Annotated in this window: 13 protein-coding genes; 4 read left to right on the top strand and 9 right to left on the bottom strand. The window is 35.0% G+C overall.

What is annotated here, in order from left to right; translation table 11 throughout:
- Positions 1 to 3: 3 nt before the first annotated feature.
- From DCMF_RS25870 to DCMF_RS25840, 7 genes are all read right to left on the bottom strand, one after another.
- Complete coding sequence (locus DCMF_RS25870; protein ID WP_148137106.1) at positions 4 to 1,080, bottom strand: class I SAM-dependent methyltransferase; 1,077 nt, start codon at positions 1,078 to 1,080, stop codon at positions 4 to 6.
- Positions 1,081 to 1,102: 22 nt separating this feature from the next.
- Complete coding sequence (locus tag DCMF_RS25865; RefSeq protein ID WP_148137105.1) at positions 1,103 to 2,374, bottom strand: ABC transporter ATP-binding protein; 1,272 nt, start codon at positions 2,372 to 2,374, stop codon at positions 1,103 to 1,105.
- 15 nt (positions 2,375 to 2,389) lie between these two features.
- Positions 2,390 to 3,166, bottom strand: coding sequence for an ABC transporter permease (locus tag DCMF_RS25860; protein ID WP_148137104.1), 777 nt, complete (start codon positions 3,164 to 3,166; stop codon positions 2,390 to 2,392).
- Between the two features lie 2 nt (positions 3,167 to 3,168).
- Complete coding sequence (locus tag DCMF_RS25855; RefSeq protein ID WP_148137103.1) at positions 3,169 to 4,602, bottom strand: phosphoglucomutase/phosphomannomutase family protein; 1,434 nt, start codon at positions 4,600 to 4,602, stop codon at positions 3,169 to 3,171.
- A 10-nt stretch (positions 4,603 to 4,612) separates the two neighbouring features.
- Entirely contained in the window at positions 4,613 to 5,686 is a 1,074-nt protein-coding gene (locus tag DCMF_RS25850; protein ID WP_148137102.1) for a mannose-1-phosphate guanylyltransferase, read from the bottom strand.
- Between the two features lie 172 nt (positions 5,687 to 5,858).
- Positions 5,859 to 6,824, bottom strand: a complete 966-nt coding sequence (locus tag DCMF_RS25845) for a lysylphosphatidylglycerol synthase domain-containing protein (protein ID WP_148137101.1) — start codon at positions 6,822 to 6,824, stop codon at positions 5,859 to 5,861.
- A gap of 46 nt (positions 6,825 to 6,870) precedes the next feature.
- On the bottom strand, positions 6,871 to 7,584 hold the full coding sequence (locus tag DCMF_RS25840; RefSeq protein ID WP_214658916.1) for a class I SAM-dependent methyltransferase: 714 nt from the start codon (positions 7,582 to 7,584) through the stop codon (positions 6,871 to 6,873).
- A gap of 378 nt (positions 7,585 to 7,962) precedes the next feature.
- Here DCMF_RS25840 and tnpA point away from each other — a divergent pair, with 378 nt between their 5' ends.
- The 4 genes from tnpA to DCMF_RS25820 all read left to right on the top strand — a co-directional run bounded on the left by tnpA (position 7,963) and on the right by DCMF_RS25820 (position 11,873).
- Positions 7,963 to 8,274 carry an IS66 family insertion sequence element accessory protein TnpA gene (tnpA, locus tag DCMF_RS25835; RefSeq protein WP_148132924.1) on the top strand — a complete coding sequence of 104 codons (312 nt, stop codon included), beginning with the start codon at positions 7,963 to 7,965 and terminating at the stop codon, positions 8,272 to 8,274.
- Positions 8,265 to 8,621, top strand: coding sequence for an IS66 family insertion sequence element accessory protein TnpB (tnpB, locus tag DCMF_RS30175; protein WP_148132925.1), 357 nt, complete (start codon positions 8,265 to 8,267; stop codon positions 8,619 to 8,621). The genes tnpA and tnpB overlap by 10 nt, the downstream gene beginning before the upstream one ends.
- Before the next feature lie 108 nt (positions 8,622 to 8,729).
- Complete coding sequence (gene tnpC / locus DCMF_RS25825) at positions 8,730 to 10,361, top strand: IS66 family transposase (RefSeq protein ID WP_148132926.1); 1,632 nt, start codon at positions 8,730 to 8,732, stop codon at positions 10,359 to 10,361.
- Positions 10,362 to 10,439: 78 nt separating this feature from the next.
- Positions 10,440 to 11,873 (top strand): transposase, encoded by a 1,434-nt coding sequence (locus tag DCMF_RS25820; protein ID WP_148137099.1) that lies wholly within the window; start codon positions 10,440 to 10,442, stop codon positions 11,871 to 11,873.
- 150 nt (positions 11,874 to 12,023) lie between these two features.
- On the opposite strand, the gene DCMF_RS25815 is transcribed toward DCMF_RS25820, so the two are convergent.
- The gene (locus DCMF_RS25815; protein WP_148137098.1) at positions 12,024 to 13,004 is read right to left on the bottom strand and encodes a glycosyltransferase family 2 protein; all 981 of its coding nucleotides are present in this window, start codon (positions 13,002 to 13,004) and stop codon (positions 12,024 to 12,026) included.
- Positions 13,005 to 13,045: 41 nt separating this feature from the next.
- Entirely contained in the window at positions 13,046 to 14,899 is a 1,854-nt protein-coding gene (locus DCMF_RS25810; RefSeq protein WP_148137097.1) for a hypothetical protein, read from the bottom strand.
- Positions 14,900 to 14,913 lie beyond the last annotated feature (14 nt).

The raw sequence follows: 14,913 nt of genomic DNA, 5'->3' as shown, positions 1-14,913 counted from the left end.
ACGTTACTTTCTCCCAATTACAGCATAGTCCTGGGGTCCATAAATTAACTTATTAAGTCTTTCAATACCTTGATTTAATTCTTGAATATTTGAAATTAAATTTTGAGAAGCATCGATGAATGGAACCTGTTTACTGCCATCGACAAAACCAGAATACAGTAACGCAACCTCGGAAAAACCGTTCGATTCAAAAATAAACTTCGCAGTCTGCGGATGAAGCGGACGAACATGAGTCAAATCGATATAAAAACTATGTGCAAATACATACAAAGACTCGGGATTGATAGTCTCCAAAACAAAGTAAGACCCATGTGTTAGTTTTTCATAAACCAAGTTAACAGCTTCCACCATTTGATAGGGTTTTAAGTGTTCAATAACCTGTGCCATAAACACTCCGTCTAATGACTCATTAGGGGTCTTAGCTAGAAAGTCAAAAAAGTCTTCCTTAAACACCGGCAAACCTTTATCTCGACAATAACAAACCATTTCTTCATTAACATCAAGCCCTGTTATGCTTACCCCATGGGAAACCAACAATTCCACAAACTCCCCTCGACCACAGCCTACGTCTAAAACATTTTTTCTGTTTAAAAAATACGGAAGATAGACCTCTTGATTTCGCTTAACCACGTCAGACTGTCCTCGAAAATTGTTCTCAAAATTTAAATAACTAATGGTTGCGTCTCTATCTATATCGGCTAACTTTTTATCTAATTCACTTAAGTGTATATTAACTCTTTTCAGGTATCTAACCACCATATCGTTGAAACGAGACTGTTCTTCAAAAGGAGGATTAATGTACCATTTTAACAGTTTCCTAATTATCTTTTTTAAAAAAACATGTACAAACTGTAACCTGCGCTTGTGGGATTCCACCGGCCTATGAGGGTGTACCCACCAGTGTTGGGACATTTTATCTAATTGGTCATCTTTTTCATGTTCTCCCCCTAAAGTATCACAAACGGATTCGGTTTCAGCAGAGTTAACTAGAACATCAGTTAAATTATTGTTCTCTAAACCTTTTTTAATCAAGGCCATTATCTCCGGCACTGTTAAATTATCTTTATAAATGTTGTCCACTTTAGTTACCTCTTTTCCCTAATTATAAAAACCGCCATTTATGTTCTGGGCGAAATATTCCCACATCTTTTATTTCGGAATGGACTTTAAAGGAATATCTTCTGCTATGATAATCATAAGGTAATCCATCAGAGGCATGAGCCGCTACATCAACTAAATAGGTCCCCTCAATCAAAGATACCACAGGAATCTCAAAAAAGATTTTTCCCTGCAAACTAATTTTCTCTAGATCAACTCTTTCAATATAAGTATTTGTCCCATAACAGCAGATACCATCGCTGGTATAAATGCCAATGCCAAAAACAATATCCTGAATTCTATTTTTTACTTCATAATCAAAAGTTATCACACATTTTTCACTTGTATCAAAAACATATTTTATTTGCCCGTTTTCATCTAAAAATTTAACATCACTGATTAATACCTTCATATTTCCCCAACGGTCAACTACAGAAGGTTCAGAATCCGTTACCTTTCGGACATCTGAGGTCTGATTTTCAGAACCGGAAGATAAAGCTTCTTTTTTGTTGGTCATTTCATTTTTGTGAATCATTTTTTGATTCTCTTTGGCTGCCAAAAAAACTAAATAACTGTCAATAACCCTACGACACTGCCCACGCTCTTTAATTATCCCACCGTCCACCCATATGACCTCATCACATAATTTTTCTATTATACTAAGATCATGAGAAACAAAAACAATCGTTTTGCCATCTCTTTTAAGCTCTTTGATTTTTTCCAAACACTTTTTTTGAAATGATGCATCTCCAACAGCTAAAACTTCATCAACCAATAAAATATCTGGATTGACATTAATAGCAATCGAAAAAGCTAAACGCATATACATTCCTGAAGAATAGGTCCGTACAGGATTCTCTATAAATTCTTCCAACTCTGAAAATTGAATGATTTCCCCTAAACGATTGTCAATTTGACGCTTCGTCAAACCCAAAATGGATGCATTCATATAAATATTTTCTTTTCCAGTGAAATCGGGATGAAATCCAGCTCCTAATTCCAAAAGGCTTGACACTTTTCCGTAGAGGTTAATTTTCCCTTGATCTGGAAAAATGATTTTTGTGAGCAGCTTGAGTAGTGTACTTTTACCTGATCCGTTCTGTCCAATTAAACCAATAGTTTTTCCGGTATCCACAGTAAAATTAACATTTTTTAAGGCCCAAAATTCCTCAAATCTCTGCCTTTTCCAAAAGAGAATATGTGTTTTTAAAGTCTTATTCTTATCATAATAAATGCGGAATTTTTTATAAACACCTTTAACTTCAATTGCAATCATTTAAAACCTCCAAGGCTAAATCTCCTCTGCAAAATTCCGTTTAAGTTCTCCAAATATAAGAAATCCTGTCACTGAAATAACTAATGCAACAAGAAATACCTCAAATAAAGATGTACCACTAGGGCTTTTACCATAAAAGAAAATATCCTGGTAAGCTATAATAATCGGTGCCATAGGGTTTGCTTCAATTAACCACTTATAGTTTTCAGGGATAACTGTCGGTGGAAACAAAATTGGGGTAATATAAAACCAGGCCATTAAAAAAACATTTACAATATGTTGTAAATCACGAAAATACACATTAAGGCTGCTGATCAGTAAAGATATACCAGATACCAGTATTAACTGCACTAAAAGAATAATTGGAAATAGACTTATCCAACCAGTAAGTTTAATACCAAATAAATATAAGGCAGGAAGCAAAATAGCCAAGCTAAAAATATAATTTAACAGATTTGCAATCACAATGGATAAAGGCAGTATTTCCGTTGGAAAATAAATCTTTTTAACTAAATTTCCGTTACTAACAATACAAGGTGAACTCATTAAAATTGAATTCTGAAAAAAAGTCCAAGGCAAAAGTCCTACAAATAGGAACATAGAATAATTTTCAATTTTTATCCGCATTACAAAAGAAAAAACAAAGGAATAAATCACCAGCATTAAAAGTGGATTTATAAAAGTCCATACAAAACCAAGCACAGATCCTTTGTAACGAGCCCGAAGCTCCATGGACACTAAATTTTTTAACATTTCTCTATATAAGTATAGCTCTTTGAGCTGACTAATCATTGTTATTTCCCTTCAACAAAACTAATGCCGCTTTTTAATACGCTTTGCACTTCGGCTGGAGATGATCCTTCAACGTAGATCCGTACCACCGGCTCTGTTCCTGAGGATCGGAATAATATCCATCCTCCCGTAGCAAGATGGCATTTAACCCCATCCATGGTTTCAACCTTTATGACATCAATACCGGCAATTTTATCAGGAGTATTGTTACGAAGCAGATCCAGAACAAGTTTCTTTCGCTCGTTGGAAATGTGCAGATCCACCCGCTCATAATAAAATGGTCCTATTTCATTCATTAAATCATCAAGAATCTCTCTCAGGTTTTTTCGATGAGCAGCCATAAGCTCTAAAAGAAGGAGGCTGGACAAAATTCCATCCCTCTCGGGAATATGGTTCTTAAAACCAATACCTCCACTTTCTTCCCCACCAACTAAAATGTCTTTTTTCAAAAAAAGAGCGCAAATATATTTAAACCCGATAGGAGTCTCATACACAGGAATATCATATTTCTTTACTAGGCAATCAATCATTTTTGAAGTCGAAAAGGTCTTGACCGCTCCACCGGACCATTTTCTTTGTTCTACTAAATAGCGTAGAAAAAGTGCGTAGATTTGGTGAGAATTAACAAAACTTCCGTGGTTATCAATAGCTCCTAAACGGTCCCCATCTCCATCAGTGGCTAACCCTATATCCGCTTGCTCCTCTAATACAATTTTTTTTAGCAAATCTAAGTTTTTAGCAATAGGCTCAGGAGAAATATCCCCGAAACCTGGATTTTTTTCACCCCGAATTTCTGTAACTGAAACACTTGTATTTTCCAATAATGTCCTGACATAACCTGCTCCTGCACCGTACATAGGATCAATTACAACCTTTAAATTAGCATTTTTAATAAGATCGAAATTGATAAATCGTCTTACTTGATTCAAATACGGTTCATCCGCATTAAAATATTGAACAATACCCAGATTTAAGGCCTCAAAAAAATTCATGATCTTTACTGGTTTGCAGTATAAATTCTTCTCAATTTCAGTAATTATCTCGGGTAAAGCAGACCCTCCATAAGGAGCCTTAAACTTAATTCCGTTATATTCTGCAGGATTATGACTAGCTGTAACCATAATAGCTCCACTAGCCTGCAAGTGTTTTACTCCATATGATACCACTGGGGTAGGAGCAACTTTGTCTGTTAAAAACACCTTTATTTTGTTGGCGGCTACTACCCGCGCACACTCCTCTGCATACTGTCGGGATAGAAAGCGGGTATCGTACCCAATAACAAACACCTTATCACCTTGATTTATCCCTTGAAGATAGTCAGCAATAGCTTGTGCCACCACGCGAACATTTTCAAAAGTTAAAGAATCACTGATAATTCCTCTCCATCCATCTGTCCCGAACTTTATTTCCGACTTACACGTAGCAAACCCCTCCATTGATATAACCCTATAGGTATTTTACTTTTTTTTCCTGTTTCAACTTCTGCAACAACCCTTTAATATCCTGAGCATGCTCTTTAGAACAGACCAAAAAAGCATCATCACTTTCCACTATAATGAGATTTTCTGCTCCAATTACACCAATTAGCTTTTCCGAACTCTCTACAATACAGTTTTGAGCACCATATTCGACTACGTTTCCCCCAAAAACATTTCCCTTATCATCAGTCTCCTTAATCCTGCTTAAAGATGTCCAGCTTCCAATATCATCCCAACCAAAATTACCAGGAAACACAAAAACATGATCAGACAATTCCATAATCCCATAATCCAAAGAAATGCTCTCCAATCTGCAGTACTCTCGGAATAAAACCTCCTTTTCGTGCCTAGTACCTATAGAATTTTTAATCGTCTGCACGGCCTGAAAAAGATCAGGCATATATTTTTCTATCTTTTTTAGTATTGTAGAAACCTTCCAAATAAACATCCCGCTGTTCCACAGAAATTCACCTGATTCTAAATATTCTTTAGCGGTTTGTAAATCAGGTTTCTCCACAAAACGACGCACTGAAAAAGCAGGATAAGATTCATAAATACCATACTCTTCCCCATAATTTATATAGCCATAACCAGTTTCTGGATGAGAAGGGGTTATCCCCATAGTAATAAGAAAATCACCTTCTTGAGCAAGTGCAATGCCTGCCTTTACCACTTGAAGAAATTCTTTACTATCCCCAACTAAATGATCAGATGGCAAAACAACCATCACACCCTCTGGATTGATCCGTTCCAAATAAACAGCAGCCAATCCTGTACAAGCAGCAGTATTTTTACCCATAGGCTCCACAATTATATTAGCTACCGGCAGTTGGGGCAGTTGTTCCTGCACAAGGCCAACATAATTCTGTCCTGTCACAATAAATGTATTAGTAAATGGAACTAGATTGGACAACCGTTTTACGGTCAGCTGTAATAGAGACTCTTCTCCAATTAAGTTAAGAAACTGCTTGGGCCTTTTTTCCCGGCTTTGAGGCCAAAACCTCTCCCCTTTTCCCCCAGCTAGTATCACAGGAAAAATCATTACATCACCTCTGTTCCTTCGACTATTTCTTTGCTGTATTATTAAATTCCTGCTACATCATATTACCAAATGTTTATATTTTTAAAACACGCAAATATTAGATAGATTAACCCCTTTATATTTTTGGAGATTCCTTCAAATTAGTACTATTCCGATGATCAATAGACCTCAATTAAGATTTAATTTTTAAATATTTTACATTAAGATAACTTGATGAAAAGAAAAATAAAATATCACCAAGAGTAGTAATTATTCTAAAAACAAGAGCAAGAGTAACAGCTTGAGACTCTGAAATATACATCTGTAAAATTAAAATTAATAAAGCTTCTCTGACACCTATTCCACCTGGGGAACCAGGAGTAACAAAACCAATTATCCAAGAAGCAGCATATGCTCCAATAAAAATTAAAATATTGCTTTTTAAATTAATCATCCACATTATTTTTGATAAAAAGCATAAAAAAATGCCATTTAAAACAAAAAATGAAAAATATTTTAAGTATGAATAAAATAATTCTCTAAAAACATATTTTTGATATATAGTTTTAAAAAAATAACCCAGTTTGGTTATAGATCTATACTTTTTAAAAATAAATATTAATAAAAAAATTATTGCAGTAATAAACAAAATTATAAAAAATATAATGATAAGTTTTCTAAAGATTATATTAAAAATTGTATTCCATTCAAAAAAAAATACTGTAACAAAGGTAATCGATAATGCAGAAAATGCTAAAAGAAGTGTTTCCAAAAATATACTTGTCAAAATATTTTTTTCAGACATACCCGAATTTCTAGATAAGACAAACCGACCCAAATAATGCATTACATTGCCCGGAATATATTTTGCTATTTGAGAATAACCAAAAATATAATGACTAGTTTTATAATCGACTTTTTCACCTAGTACTTTGAGTAAGCGATACCATGTATAAGCTAGTAATATCGTATTCAAACCATAAAATATACTACCTAAAAAGATAGAAGCCAACATTTTATCGAGGGGAAGCGTGTATATTAATTTCTTCCAGTTAATGCTTAGTAAATAAAAAATATATGCAAAAGATATAAAAATCAATAAATAACTTATTTGCTTAGCGAATATACTCTTTTTTAGTTTCTCGAACAAATTATTCATTTATTTTTCCCACTGTAATTACCATCCTTGTAAATAAGAGTAAAATTTATTTTTTCAGTATTATAATCTCTGAAATACCTAAAGGTGGTTTAATCAATTTTTCCATAGGTTCCAGCAGGGACGAGAACAAATTATATAATCTAGAATCTACATTTCCTAAAGAATCAGAAAAGGTTCCTTTGTTGGTCGACTTACTTTTTATATAATAGGGTACAATTCCCAGGCAATTCATATATTTATCTTCCAAAACCTTTAAACCAATTTTCATTGCTTTTTCAGCAATCATTCCCTTTTTGTATCTTCTAAAATGGCCGCAGGCTCTATCCATATCAGAAAATAAAAAAGGCATAGCTGGAACAAGGATAATAATTGTACCTTCTTTATTAAATATAGTAACAAACTTTTTTAATGCTTCTAAATCATCGCTAAGATGTTCCAATACATTAATACAGGTTATTGTATCAAATTTATATTCTTTTAAGAAGCTAATATCTGATTTTTCAATATCCACTAATAAACATGTAAAATTCGGAAAATCTTTAAATCTTTGTTTCATAAATTCTACTTGATTTTCGAAGATATCAGTACCCATTACCAAACTGTTCTTTTTGAGAAATTTTTCCACAAAAGTTCCTGTACCTGATCCAATATCCAAAATTCTATTACCTAGATAATGTTTGAAATTATTATACATCCAGTCTGAATACCTAGATATTTTATCCCACCTTACTAGTGATTCTGATAGATTTGGTTGTTGCATTGAGTATTTCTCCTTCATTCATTTATAGTTAGACGTTTGTGAAACCTTGCAGCCCTTGAATATCAAGGACTTAAAGCTTCAATTTTAATTGTTCTTCTCCTCTAGATCTTGTAAAATATAGCTATGCACACCAAATTTTACTCATAAAGGAGAAGAACAAATGGTAAAACATTTTTATCAACTTTCTTTGTCTGATACGTATCGAGACTGTGAAGAGGTTTTACAAAACAACAAACCAAAATTCCTCGAACTGCTGTCAAAACACATGGATTTATCATCACTTATCCCTGCTCCGTAATTGTCAAAAACTTTGCACATAGCAACTTCCTTTAAGAATTGGGATAATAACCTCAAAACTATTTAGGGGAGGAATTATCCTTGACTCTTGAAGAGCAGTCCATGATCAGACGCCAGCAGGTAAACGATTTTCGTGCTTCTGGCCTAACTGCTACCGCATGGTGTACGGAACATAACCTAAGCATCAGCACACTTCGGTACTGGCTTACCAAGTGCAATCGCGAAAACAAAGCTGGCCTCAAACAAGAAACCTTTATTGAGCTGAAGCAACCATCCTTAAAAGAAGTTCCGGTCATTCTTAAAATCGGTGTGATTTCTATCGAGCTGTATTCAGGCTTTCAAGCAGAGACTCTACGCGAAGCTATTGCTGCTATTCGTTCCACATGGGTTTAAATGCTGCTGGCCTTAGAATATTCCTTTCTTGCAAGCCCTGCGATATGCGAAAAAGCATCGAAGGTCTTGCTACATTGGTCCAGACGCAGTTACAAATGGACCCTTTTGAAAACTGCCTTTACGTGTTCTGTAACCGGACCTGTGATAAATGTAAGATCCTTCATTGGTCTAATAACGGTTGGTGGTTATACTATCGCAAATTGAGCCGTGGTATCTTCCGATGGAAGTTTTACGAAAACAAACAGGTCCTTGAGGTTTCTGAACGGCAGTTTAGATGGCTTTTAGATGGTTTATCAATGGATCAGCCATCAGCACATAAGCCTGTTAAGCAGCGGATAATCCTTTAACCGGTTTTGCGGAAAAGCACCTAAAATAATTGCTGTATTTCCCCTGTTTCAGGGCTTTTTACCGCTATTATCCTGTGATTTCTCGTTAAATTCTTATATAATAAGGACATGAATAACGAGATAAAGTTACCTCAAAAACCACAACTGAATTACATGGAAATGTCACAAGCAGAACTAGCTGCACACTGCGAAAAGCAAGATAAGGCCATTACCGAACTGACTCAGAATATGAATCGTCTCATTGAGATGATTCGTTTGAATAACCATAAGAAGTATGGTTCCAGCGGTGATTCTGTATCCTATCCTGATGGCTTGGATCAACTCTGCTTATTCAACGAAGTCGAAGCCACTGCTCAGAAAGGAGTGCCAGAACCGACCTTTGAAGAAGCGACGGCGAAGACCCCCAGAAAACCCAAACAAAAGGGTAAGCGTGAACAAGACTTTAAAGATTTGAAGGTCACCGTCATTGAACATGAGCTTCCTGCAGAACAGCAGGTTTGTCCAGTGTGTGACAGTCCTTTACACGATATGAAAGTTGAAATTACTAAGACACTGAAACTTGTACCAGCTCATTTCGAAGTTGAGGAACACCGCCGTCATGTCTATACCTGCCGTACGTGTGAAAAGAATCAAGGTGAAGGTGATAAAATACCCTTCGTTCGTGCTAATATGCCCAACTTGCCGATTCCCGGAAGTTTTGCTACCCCGGAGTTGATCGCTGGCATCATCAATAGCAAATATACCAATGCAATGCCACTTGCCCGGATTGAGCGAGAGTTTGACCGGATGGACAGCGTCAGGATCTCTAGGCAGAATATGAGCAATTGGGTACTCCAATGTTCGGAGGAATACTTTTCAAAGATCTATACCCATATGAGAAATGTCCTTCTGAGCAAAGACATCTTGCACGCCGATGAAACTTGGACCCGTGTCGTGCAGCAGGACAGCAGAGACTCCAAGAAAAAATGCTATATCTGGGTTTACTGCAGCGGGGTCCATGACGAGCCAATTATCTACTATGAATTCCATGAAAGCCGGGCTACGGAATCGGCCAAGGAGTTCCTAAAGGATTACTCTGGTTTTTTGCATACAGATGGCTACGAGGTTTACCATCGTTTGGAGCCGGGAATCACGGTGGTTGGATGTCTCGCCCATATTAAACGCAAATTCACTGATGCTATTAAAGCATTAAGTCCGGAGGAGCAAAAGAAAACCGTTTGCTTCAAGGGACAGGAGTATTGCGACTACCTGTTCCATATTGAAAAGAAATACAAGGATGCTACCCCCGAGGAGCGTCATAACAAGCGTCTCACCCTGTTAAAACCGGTGATGGATGCCTTTTTGTCGTGGCTTAAAGAGACCAAGCCCATTACTGTACCCAAATCCCATGCTTATGAAGCCATAAATTATGCGTTGAACCAGTGGCCGTATTTTGAAAATGTCCTTTTGGATGGCCGACTGGAGCTGACCAATAACCTAGTCGAGAGAAGTATACGTCCCTTCACAATTGGCCGGAAGAATTGGGTCACAATGAAAACGGACCGCGGTGCGCACGACAGCTCCATAGTATACAGCATCGTACAGACTGCGCTGGCTAACGACCTGAAAGTTTATGAATATCTAGTCTATTTATTGAAACAAATGCCGAATACCGATTTCAACCAACATCCAGAACTGATTGAGAAATTTGTTCCTTGGTCGAAAGAGCTCCCGGCTAACTGCTACAAAACTAAAAATTGAGAATCTACGTCCAACCTTTGGGTTGGGCTTTTTTGTTTTGTTTACTTTAGGTGCTTAGGATTTGACAATTACGAACAAATGGTAAAACATTTTTATCAACTTTCTTTGTCTGATACGTATCGAGACTGTGAAGAGGTTTTACAAAACAACAAACCAAAATTCCTCGAACTGCTGTCAAAACACATGGATTTATCATCACTTATCCCTGCTCCATTCTATTGGTCCTACTACAAAAGCCTGGGTAGAGACCGGGAGTATTCCCTAACCTCCATGTTAGCAGCTCTTATTCTTCAGAAAGTTCTCGGTATTCCCACGGTTTCACTACTGATTCTTTTTTTACTCCTTTGTCGTGAAGCCAGAGAGTTCTGTGGTTTTCGCAAAGTACCCGACAATTCTCGGTTTACAAGGTTTAAGCAAGATTTTGTACTTCAAATCGAATCTCTTTTCCATCATTTGGTTGACGTCACAGCGCCTATTTGCCAAAGTCTTGACGCTAAACTAGCTTCTACCCTGGTGTTCGATACTTCCGGTATTGAACCTTATGTGACCGAGAACAATCCCAAGTTCATCAACGCTCTTATCAAAAAACTGAAACGCGCTTACAAAGATAACCCTGATATCGACGTCTATAAAATGGCCTATGGCCTTATGCCCTCCTGCGCGTCTGCCAATCATCAGGTTAAACAGCTTTACATCAACGGTTGTTTCTGCTATGCTTACAAATTTGCCATTATGACCAATGGGCTTGGCATCGTTAGAAATATCTCGTTTCTCGATGAGGATTTTATGTCCAAACATCCTGAAATCGAAGTAGATAAGAAATCCGACTCTCCGGAGGAGGATAAATCCATTAGCGACTCCAAATCTTTAAAGCCCGTTTTGTCCGATTTCTTTAAACTCCATCCCCAGGTCTCTTACGATACATTTCTCGGTGATGCCATATTTGATTCCTTTGCTACGTATCCCCTACTCCTTAAAGAATTTAAGTTTAAAAAGGTACTAATTCCTTTTAACATTAGAAACTCCAATACCGGTTTGGCTAAGCCCGGTTACAACGAATCAGGCTGGCCTCTTTGCCCAAAAGATTCCTCTAAGGCTATGACTCCTTGCGGATGGACCAGGGAAAAAGGACGAAGTGACAGATTTAAATGGATATGCCCTGAGACCCACTGGGATGGCAGAAAACGCCTTTGCCATTGTCCTAATCCTTGCACGGACAAGCCCTCTGGCCGAATGATTTATACATCCTCTGGTCAGGATCTTCGCTCGTATCCCGGTATTATCAGGGATTCTGAGGAGTGGATTACGGAATACAAAACCCGGTGCACCATCGAAAGGACGATTCAATTTTTCAAAGATCCAATGGCTGTTGGAAATACCAAAACTTCTGACCGATTCACAATCAAAGCTGATTTGTTTCTGGCAGGTATTACACAATTAATAACTGTTATACTTGCTGATAGAATCCATCAACCTAAATATTTCCGTAGCCTCAAGCCCCTGATCGCTTAATTTTATACGCTCATAACATCTCTTGTTATTGAGGCTTGTTTTTCTGTGCAGTTTTTTCGAGTTAACACAAGGTACAATTAATTTCTTCACGACTTTTTTTATTCATGACGGCAATCGTCACCTTACTTTTTGTTACTTTCTTACAGTTAATCAATTAACAGCATTTTGCAAACGGCTATCATTTATATTAATAATCTCTAATATTTGAACCTGATTATTTTTATTATATTTTTTATGATTATTTAATGTTATCATTTCAGCTATTAGCCCTGTAGAAAAAAACTGTGCTCCAAGAATTATTAATAAAATTCCCAAATTAAGTAACGGCCGATTCCCAATCTTTTCTCCCAATATTTTAATAATTGTGAGATAAATACATATAACGGCCCCAACGAACCCCGAAATTAAACCAAATTTCCCAAAAAAATGCAGTGGTCTTTTAACATACTTAGTCAAGAATAACACAGTAAGACAATCAAATAGCCCTCTTAGAAACCTATTAAACCCATATTTTGATTTTCCAAATTGTCTGGCATTATGTTTTACAGGTATTTCCCCTACCTTAAAGCCCATATTATGAGCAAGTGCTGGAATATACCGATGCATTTCCCCATATAATTGGATATTTTTTATAATTTCTCTCCTATAAGCTTTGAATCCACAATTAAAGTCATGCAATTCTAAACCAGAAACAAAAGATACCGTTTTATTAAACAATTTAGATGGAAGAGTTTTTGAAATAGGATCATTTCTGATTAGTTTCCAGCCAGATACTAAATCAAATCCTTCTGTTAACTTGGCTAACATTTTTGGAATCTCATTCGGTTCATCCTGCAGATCAGCATCCATAGTAATAATTACATCCCCTTTTGCTATTTCAAAACCACTGGATAAAGCAGTAGCTTTACCAAAATTTCTACGAAATCTAATTAACTTTACATTTATATCTTGTCTACATATCTCCCTAATTATTTCTGGAGAATTATCGTTACTTCCATCATCAACAAATATTATTTCATATGCTTTGTCAATTACCTTTAAAATTGATGTAAGCTTATTATATAATATTTTAATACTATCCTGCTCATTTAATAAAGGTATAACTAACGATATACAATTTACTGAATTCATATTGTGTCCTCGCTCTCTTTTCTAAATATAAAATCTGCTTTTTATTGCACTATGATATTTTGAATTCTGACACCTAAAAATCTATCATCTAAATTTTGATTAACATATAACTTTGGAGTAAATCCATTAAGTGAACCTATGCTAAATTTATATACCCAATATGCCTTAAGTCCTTGTTTCACTTCTATCATATCACTAATATTAATTACAATATTTTCAGACTGAAATGGAATAAAGTTAAGAGTTTTGTTTTGGTTACTAAATTGTATTCTAACCTTGTTAATCTTAAAGCCATTATATAAATTAAACGAAATTTGGTTAATTCTTGTTGATGACTTAATTACAAAATTAGACGTATGCTTTCCTTTTGTCCAAAAATTTCCGTCCGATTCATTATCATATACACCATTTAATTTATATAAAGTAACATCGTCATTTAGTTTGACAATACTATTTTTTCTACCATAATATATTGTTTCTATTTGTGTTGTTTCAATAGGAAAAATTGTATAAATAAAATTATTTTCAATATTATCCCATTTTCTTAATGGTAAAGCATATGGGTTTTGATAAAAAGGTCCTAAAAAAATAGTTACAAATATTATACTAATAAAAATTAAATGTTTATAATAGTTGTATCCAGTAAATTCTTTTACTAAAAATATAAAAAGGGGTAATACTTGTAAAAAATATCTATTGCCAAATGAGGTTGAACCTCCATAAAAATTATTCGGAATTAACATAAAATAAAAAATAGTATATGTAAAAATACCAAAAAGAATAACTAAGACAAAAACTTTATCGCGATTCTTATAAGCAAAGAATAAACATGCTATAATAGGAAAACTATATAATATTATTCCTAAGTTTCTTCCAATTAACCAATCCGCAAAATACCTAATTAATCCAATATTAGTATGAACTAAATTTACTAAAACTTTTTTAAATGAAAATAGCTCTTCAGTTTGTGGAGAAATCCCTTTGCTTTTAAACTCTTTCACTAAGTTTGCATCAAATTTTTCTTGTGAGTTTTCACTACCGAAGTTCACTCCAGGAATATTATCCCCAAAATAGTAGCGCTCTCCCTTATATGAGCTATAATTACCATCTTGAAATATGTTTACTAATGTCGGAATAACGAATACACATGTGACTATTATTGAGAATATTAGAACTCCTTTATAATATTTTTTAATAATTAAACATACTATTGCACAAATAAAAAATATACCAAATGGTAATTTTTCATATAAGCTCAATCCCATAAAAACTGCTGAAACAAACAAAAAGAGATATTTCTTCGATATAAAAGATCTATTTAATCCTTTGATATTGGCTAAATCATCTGCGTATAATTTTTCATTTTCTGTATCGCAATATAAATTCAAGAAAAACCAAGATAAAAATAAGAGCGTAGCTATAAAAATATCAGGATGAATGACAAAAACATAGCCAAATGCATTTGACCCTAAGTAAAATAATAAAGAAAAAATCAGAGATAGTAACTCTGAATTATATTTTTTTAACCATAAATAGCTTAAAACTATTAAAATATAAAGTAAAATACCATTACCAAGTATTATTCCTTTTGTGCCAAAGAAGAAAACAAAGAATGAAGAATACAATGAATAGAGTATAGGTTTAGCGAAAAAAACTTCTCCTTTATTATTTATTTTTAAAAATAAACCTCCAGGTGCATTGGTCCACCCGTCTTCATAAAAATGTTCGACATCTTTATAAGAAAATTTAAGGTCTTTATCTAATGCAATGCTTTTAGCCTGCAACAGATGTGTTGATTCATCCCCATAAATTCCATAAGATTGTATATTAGAGTTTAATGTAATAACAAAAACTAAAAACAATCCAGAAATTCCTAAGATTGCATGTTTTTTCATTATAATCATCCTTA

The organism is Candidatus Formimonas warabiya (genome assembly GCF_002777255.1).
GTDB lineage: Bacteria > Bacillota > Dehalobacteriia > Dehalobacteriales > Dehalobacteriaceae > Formimonas > Formimonas warabiya.
Note: the sequence above shows the minus strand (reverse complement) of the source record. Positions and strands in the feature narration are given on the sequence as shown.

Bases quoted from the DNA above. Each gene is read 5' to 3' on its own strand.
- DCMF_RS25865 (WP_148137105.1), bottom strand. From the start codon at position 2,374: ATGATTGCAATTGAAGTTAAAGGTGTTTATAAAAAATTCCGCATTTAT.
- DCMF_RS25860 (WP_148137104.1), bottom strand. From the start codon at position 3,166: ATGATTAGTCAGCTCAAAGAGCTATACTTATATAGAGAAATGTTAAAA.
- DCMF_RS25855 (WP_148137103.1), bottom strand. From the start codon at position 4,602: ATGGAGGGGTTTGCTACGTGTAAGTCGGAAATAAAGTTCGGGACAGAT.
- DCMF_RS25850 (WP_148137102.1), bottom strand. From the start codon at position 5,686: ATGATTTTTCCTGTGATACTAGCTGGGGGAAAAGGGGAGAGGTTTTGG.
- DCMF_RS25845 (WP_148137101.1), bottom strand. From the start codon at position 6,824: ATGAATAATTTGTTCGAGAAACTAAAAAAGAGTATATTCGCTAAGCAA.
- DCMF_RS25840 (WP_214658916.1), bottom strand. From the start codon at position 7,584: ATGCAACAACCAAATCTATCAGAATCACTAGTAAGGTGGGATAAAATA.
- tnpB (WP_148132925.1), top strand. From the start codon at position 8,265: ATGGGTTTAAATGCTGCTGGCCTTAGAATATTCCTTTCTTGCAAGCCC.
- tnpC (WP_148132926.1), top strand. From the start codon at position 8,730: ATGAATAACGAGATAAAGTTACCTCAAAAACCACAACTGAATTACATG.
- DCMF_RS25820 (WP_148137099.1), top strand. From the start codon at position 10,440: ATGGTAAAACATTTTTATCAACTTTCTTTGTCTGATACGTATCGAGAC.
- DCMF_RS25815 (WP_148137098.1), bottom strand. From the start codon at position 13,004: ATGAATTCAGTAAATTGTATATCGTTAGTTATACCTTTATTAAATGAG.
- DCMF_RS25810 (WP_148137097.1), bottom strand. From the start codon at position 14,899: ATGAAAAAACATGCAATCTTAGGAATTTCTGGATTGTTTTTAGTTTTT.